5 protein-coding genes and 1 pseudogene are annotated in these 6,008 nt (G+C 69.5%); 4 read left to right on the top strand and 2 right to left on the bottom strand.

What is annotated here, in order from left to right:
- Positions 1 to 509 precede the first annotated feature (509 nt).
- The 4 genes from StrepF001_RS44070 to StrepF001_RS44055 all read left to right on the top strand — a co-directional run bounded on the left by StrepF001_RS44070 (position 510) and on the right by StrepF001_RS44055 (position 3,795).
- Positions 510 to 695 (top strand): hypothetical protein, encoded by a 186-nt coding sequence (locus StrepF001_RS44070; RefSeq protein ID WP_240797995.1) that lies wholly within the window; start codon positions 510 to 512, stop codon positions 693 to 695.
- 300 nt (positions 696 to 995) lie between these two features.
- A complete protein-coding gene (locus StrepF001_RS44065; RefSeq protein ID WP_165396580.1) occupies positions 996 to 1,382 on the top strand; it encodes a hypothetical protein in 387 nt (128 codons plus the stop codon).
- A gap of 104 nt (positions 1,383 to 1,486) precedes the next feature.
- Positions 1,487 to 2,308, top strand: a complete 822-nt coding sequence (locus tag StrepF001_RS44060; protein WP_129803688.1) for a hypothetical protein — start codon at positions 1,487 to 1,489, stop codon at positions 2,306 to 2,308.
- A gap of 434 nt (positions 2,309 to 2,742) precedes the next feature.
- Positions 2,743 to 3,795, top strand: coding sequence for an aldo/keto reductase (locus tag StrepF001_RS44055; RefSeq protein ID WP_129803687.1), 1,053 nt, complete (start codon positions 2,743 to 2,745; stop codon positions 3,793 to 3,795).
- On the opposite strand, the gene StrepF001_RS44050 is transcribed toward StrepF001_RS44055, so the two are convergent.
- Both StrepF001_RS44050 and StrepF001_RS44045 read right to left on the bottom strand, forming a co-directional pair.
- Entirely contained in the window at positions 3,740 to 4,747 is a 1,008-nt protein-coding gene (locus tag StrepF001_RS44050; protein WP_129803686.1) for a hypothetical protein, read from the bottom strand. The genes StrepF001_RS44055 and StrepF001_RS44050 overlap by 56 nt on opposite strands.
- Before the next feature lie 600 nt (positions 4,748 to 5,347).
- A pseudogene (locus tag StrepF001_RS44045) lies at positions 5,348 to 6,008 on the bottom strand (ATP/GTP-binding protein); the annotation flags it as partial.

The following is a 6,008-nucleotide window of genomic DNA, read 5'->3' as shown; positions in this document are numbered from 1 at the left end:
CCTCCTGGGCGAGGGACTTGATCGTCAATTGACCGTCGGAACGCAGAGGTGTGCCCACCAGCAGGCGGATCATCGCGTCAGTGATCGCCTCGATCTCGGCGGGATCGCCGGGGCGCGACGGACTCGCCGCCGCGGCGGCCATGGCCAGCACGCGGCCAACCGTCTCGGCGATACCTGCGGCGGCCGGCGCCGCGGGTGCTTCAGTGCCGTCGGCCTACTCGCCAGGGGCCAGGGAGTCGTCCGGGGCTGTCGTCATGTGCTGTCCTTGCTGGCCGTCCGCCCTGCTGCGGCCTCATGCTCCTGAATGATCTTCTCTGTGCTCGCGCGGCAGAGCTCGAGTCGGCGCCGTATCGGGTGGGGCAGGTGTGGATCGGCGCAGTCGGTGTCGATCTGGGCAAGCTGCTCGTGGGCCCGCTGCATATGGCTCGGCGGACTCGCCAAGTATCTGCAGCGCCCGCCGACCGCCAACGGGGTAGCCTTTGGCGCGCTCGAGGAGGGACGAGACCGGCATGGTCAACCTCATCTTCTCCCCGCCGGTGTGGGGGCGCTGCCGACGCACCCTCCTCGAAGCCCGCGCCGTCCTGCTCGACGGGCACGTCGAGCGGGCCCACGACGCCGTCAACGTCCTCGTCCACCAGGCCGAGGCCCTGGCCGTCCCCGCACCAGCCGTCCGGCGCCGTCAGTACGGCCGGTGAGCGGCCCGACGAACCGCCCTGCGGTCTCGTGTTACGAAACCTCCCCTGCAGGCGCGTAGTCTCTGCAGGTCAACAACCTGCGGCTCAGGCGCTGTTCGCGGTGCGGGATGTCGTGTGCGACACTCCCTCTCGCAGCGGACACACGTGTATCCGCAGCCGCTCCTGCGCCCCGTGAGGGAACGCGGGAGTTTTTCTTTTCGGGCGGCCGCGTGCCGCCCATTCGTGTTCCTGCTGCTCCTCGCTCACCCGGCCCCGGTCCGTTGACCGGGGCTTTTCGCGTCTCTGGAGGTTTTCGTGCATGTGCTGTCGGCCGGTCCGCTGACCGACTCCCTGGCCTACGCCATGTTCTTTGCCACGGTGGTTGTGATGCTCGCGGCGCTCGCCGCCTGGACCATCCGGGCGGTGTTGAAGAAGTCCCGGGCCGAGGACGTTCCTGAGGTGCTGCTCGGGCTGAGCCATGTGGTCGGGGCGTTGTCCTGCTTCCTGCCGTGGGGCAAGTGGCGGAACGTGCCCGGTCAGGTGCCCGTTTCGCCGGCGGCGGAGGGCCAGCCTGGTGCTGCCGCCGCTCAGGCCCCGTCAATCAGCATCACCGCCGGCCAGATGGCGGTGATGCCGCCGCCCGTTCCGGGACCGGGCACGGCAGAGGGCCAGTTGCCGGCGGCCGGAGGGGGGCGGGGCGAGCAGTGAGGCGGCAGCGGACCTTCCGGGACCCCACGGCGGACCGAGCTGACATCAGCGACCTCGGTCCCATACTCGGCGGCCGCGACGACTTTGCAGCCGCGGTGTTCCTCATGATCTTCGTCCTCGAGTGGCCGCTGACACAGGCGGCGCGCCTGCTGCGCCGTCCTGAGGAAGACGTGCGGGGAATGTTTGAGAAGGCCACCCGGCGGCTGCGACACCCGGGTCTATGGCAGTCGCTGAATGGCGAGTTCGACGGGGGACGGATCTCCGTGTCGGCGGAGGTGCGTGGTTGGGTCCGGGACCTCTGCGAGGCGGCGGTCCTCCGCTGCCCGCAGTGCGAGGAGCCGTTCCTGTTGCAGCAGTTGACGTCACCTCGTGGGGGTGGCCGTGGGGGCCGTCCCCGTAGGTTCTGCTCCAACGCCTGCCGGCAGGCGGCCTACCGGAGGCGTCGGGCCGCCGCCGAGCCGGAGACGGCGCCCGTCCTTCCGCCGCGTTTGCTCGGCTCGGCCAAGCCGCCCCGTTCGCGCCTGGCGATCTGTACCGAGTACCGCGACTACGTGCCGGAACTCGGCGGGATGCTGTTGCTGCGCTGCCTGCTGTTCCGCGGGCACGGAGGTCAGCACTGCGCCCTGGCGGGGGTAGCCGAGGAGGAGCACGGCTTCCTCGTGCCGGCCTGGATCCGGTGGGAACGCGGGTCCTCCGGGACGGTCGCGGAGCTGGCGTGCGCCATGTGCGCCCTGCCACGCGGCCACGCCGGAGTGTGTATCCACGACCTGCGCCTGTGGGCCATGCCGTACGCCGCTGCTTCCACAGCCCTCTCGATGGACCGCGAGATGCTGCAGGCGGTGCGGGTGCGGCTCTCGTTCCCGGCGCCCGAGGCAGCGGTCCCGGCGTGGCGTCGCGGGGCGGGCGTGCCAGGATCGCCCACATGATCAATCTGGGGGTACGTGTCGAGTTCTACGAGCGCGTCGGGCAGGTCGGGGAGCCCTCAGAGGGGTACCTCGGCGCGCTGGAGGGGTTGCCGACGAAATGCGATTCGCGGGGTGACGGAATGAGGTCAGGCTTCAGCTGGTCGGGTGTCCGCCTCGTGTGCGGCAGCGTGAGAAGCTGTGCCACATCTCTTTGCGCAGGTCACGGGCGTGATTGGTTTCGGTGATCCGGTTTGCCGTTCGGTTGAGCGTCGACGGGCGGTCAACCGAACGGCAGAGTAAGGATCTTCCGGCGGCTGCTGCGAGGGTGGTGGTGACCGCCTCGGGCGCCACTGACAACGCGGCCCGACGGAACCTCCCCGTGCCCTTGCCGTCAAGTGCACTCCAAGTCCTAGGCTGACGCTCCCAACCCGCCCCGCCTGCGACGGAGCACCGGTATGCGCTATCGAGTCCTCGGCAAGACCGGCATCGAGGTCAGCACCCACTGCCTCGGCACGATGATGTTTGGTGCCGTCGGCAACCCCGACCACGAAGACAGCGCACGCATCATCCACGCCGCGCTCGACGCCGGCATCAACTTCGTGGACACCGCCGACATGTACTCGGCCGGCGAATGCGAGGAGATCGTCGGCAAGGCGCTCAAGGGCAGACGCGACGACGTCGTGCTCGCCACGAAGGTGCACTTTCCGCTGGGAGAGGGACGCAACCGCAGCGGCAATTCGCGCCGTTGGATCCTCAAGGCCGTCGAGGACAGTCTGCGGCGCCTGGACACGGACTGGATCGACCTCTACCAGGTGCACCGTCCTGACCACACCACCGACATCGAGGAGACACTGTCCGTCCTCAGCGACCTGGTGAGGGCGGGCAAGATCCGGACGTTCGGCTGCTCCACGTTCCCCGCCGAGGACCTCGTCGAGGCTCACCATGTGGCGGAGCGGCGCGGACTGCTGCGGCTGCGCACGGAGCAGCCGCCGTACTCGATTCTCGCGCGCGGCATCGAACGGTCCGTGCTGCCCACCGCGCAGCGCCTGGGCATGGGAGTGCTGACCTGGTCACCGCTTGCCTCGGGATTTCTGTCCGGCGCTTACCGCGAGGGCCGGTCCGTCGACCTCACCACCGGCCGCGCCAAGCGCACTCCGCACCGCTTCGACCCCGCCGTCCCGGGCAACGCCGCGAAGTTTGCGGCCGTCGAGCAACTCGTCGCTCTCGCTGAGGAGGTGGGCTGCACTCTGCCGGAACTGGCCGTCGCCTTCCCGTTGGTGCACCCGGCCGTCACGTCCGTGATCATCTGTCCGCGCACCATGGACCAGCTCACCTCACTGCTCAAGGGAGCTGACCTGCTGCTCGACGACGCGGTGCTCGACCGTGTCGACGAGATCGTGGCGCCTGGCACCGATCTCTATCAGGCCGACGGTGCCTGGCAGCCGCCGTCGCTCACCGAGCGCGCGTGGCGCAGGCGCCCGGCTGGGGAGCGGGCGGCCGCGGACTGAGTCTGTCGTTCGAGGGTCCGGGCATCACGGGCGTAGGGCAGGTGGATGGGCCACCGGAGGTGGTCACACTTGTCATGTCAGGACCTAACACAGCTTCTGAGCGCCGTGCGGGGGTCCCAGTTTGGGAGCGTGCTTGCTGCCGGGGGATCGCCGGCACGGGGCGGTGGACGAAATCCGTGGCCGCAGTGAGGGCTTGCCGGGCTTCGTCCGTCGTCGTTGCGGGCTGGTTCCGGTCCCGGGCCAGCTTGTGGATCTCTCGTACGAAGCTGGCCAACAGGTCCAGCAGGTTGGCCTTCTCCAGGTCGGTCGTGCGGTTGTCGACGACCTCGGCGATGTCGTCGAGCCACCACTCCCACATGCCGTCGACCGCGAGACCGTCTCGTTGTTCCAGGAGCTGGTGACACAGCCGATGCGCGATCGGGAAGAGAGGCAGGTGCCTTGCGATCCGGCCCAGCCGCTCCACCTCCTCGGCGGCATCCATCAGTTCGTGCGCGCGTGCTGTCTCGGGGGCCCGTCGCTCATCAGGACGCCGTACCTGCTCGGCCTTCAACCTCTGAGCCTTCTGCTGGGCGCCGTGCTTGGTGTTCACGCACAGCGCCTCGTTGAAGCGGTGCCAAGGCCGGCCGACCGCCCGTCCCGCCTCGATGGCCTTCAGCTGTCCGGCATCCGCCTGCTCCCGCAGGTACTGCCACAGCTTCGTACGAATGACCGCTGCCTCGCCCATCACGTCCCTCGGGTCGACCTTGGCGGTGTCGACCCTCAACTCGCCGACCGTCCGCTCCGCGTGCCGCAGTACGAGGAGCAGCTCGTCGGAAGTCGGGAACTGCTCGAACTCCGGATCGCCACCAGCCTCGTACAGCTCTCGGAGACGGTCGACGAGCGCGGCTGTATCGATCTCCCCGAGATGGATCGCAGGCCGCTTGGGACGCGGCTTCTTCGGCTGTGCCACCACGCGAGAAGACTGCGCTCCGCAGCGAGTCCCAATCTGGGACCCGCCTTGATCCACCCGAATCAGCGACCAGCCCTCAGCGCTGGAACTCCGGGAACCTCCTCAATCCATCACGGGACCATCACGCACGGGGCGCCGCAAAGCCGCAGGTCACGCCATTTCGTCGGTAGCCCTGGAGCGGACCGAGGGCTACCGGGCAGCGGCGGTGCCAGCGGTCGGGACCTTCCTCAAGGCGGCGTCGCTGCGCGTGGTCGACCGTGAGACGGCTCTGCCGCTGCCGGGCCCGAATCAGCTGCCGGTGCGCTACGTCGAGCACCACCTGGTCCCCGAGCGCGACGGCAAGGTGCCCGTCTGGTGGGACAGCTACGACGAGCCCAGCCCGACTATCGTGGTCCACGCGGCGCTGGACTCATCGCCCCGCAGCGAGCTGCTACGGCAGATGATCCGCCAGTACGTGGCGGACGGCTGGGAGTGCAGCGGGCCGGAGGGCTCGGTGCTGCGCGAGTACAGCCTGGAAGCGCGGCGCGAGCTGGGGCTCGAGACGTGCGGTGGGCAACGTCGGCTCCCTGCGGTAGGCGGGCGCGGTCGTCGACCACGGCGCTGCTACTGGGTGCCGCGTAGATGGTGTTGGCGGGCGGTGACCAGGGCGCGCCAGCGGGCCCGGCCAGTGGGTTCATCGTCGAGCCAGCGTATGGCGGGGCCGGTGGACTGAGGCAGGTCGCCCATGCCGACTGCGATGGGGACGTAGTAGGCGAAGTCGCCGTTCGCGGTTTCCTCGCGCAGGCGGTCGATGGTGGCCGCCAGGTCGTGCTGTGCGCCGCGTACGGCGTGGTGGAAGGTGAGAGCGGTCTCCAGGAGCGGGGTGAGCCAGGCAAGTCCGGCGACGGTGATCTCGGTGCGCAGCACAGTGGCGCGGCCGGTGACGTCGCGGTCGGTGCCAGCGTCGCGTACGAGGGCGGTGACCTGGGCGAGGAGGGTGGTGGCCCGTTGATCGAGCTGAGCGAGGAACTGGTAGGCGAGGGCGAGTTCTTCGTCGGCGCGAAGCGGGTCGATGAAGGCGCAGGCCAGGGCGTGGAGGGTCTGGGCGATGGCCCGCTCACCCGGGGCGTTGTGCTGCTCGGCTTCAGTCCGTGCGGCTTCGAACGCGGCGACGGCACGGTCCATGTCGCCGTGGGGCAAGTGAATATGGCCCAGGACGCGGTGGTGGCGGCCCTTCCAGCCCAGGGTAGGGACGGCAGCGAGAGCAGCAGGGAAGTCGCCGCGG

Source organism: Streptomyces sp. F001 (assembly GCF_004187715.1).
Lineage (GTDB): Bacteria > Actinomycetota > Actinomycetes > Streptomycetales > Streptomycetaceae > Streptomyces > Streptomyces flavusporus.
This window is presented reverse-complemented; position numbering and strand designations above follow the sequence as displayed.

What these genes read in the sequence shown, in the direction of transcription:
- StrepF001_RS44070 (WP_240797995.1), top strand. Translation starts at nt 510, where the DNA reads ATGGTCAACCTCATCTTCTCCCCGCCGGTGTGGGGGCGCTGCCGACGC.
- StrepF001_RS44055 (WP_129803687.1), top strand. Translation starts at nt 2,743, where the DNA reads ATGCGCTATCGAGTCCTCGGCAAGACCGGCATCGAGGTCAGCACCCAC.
- StrepF001_RS44060 (WP_129803688.1), top strand. Translation starts at nt 1,487, where the DNA reads ATGATCTTCGTCCTCGAGTGGCCGCTGACACAGGCGGCGCGCCTGCTG.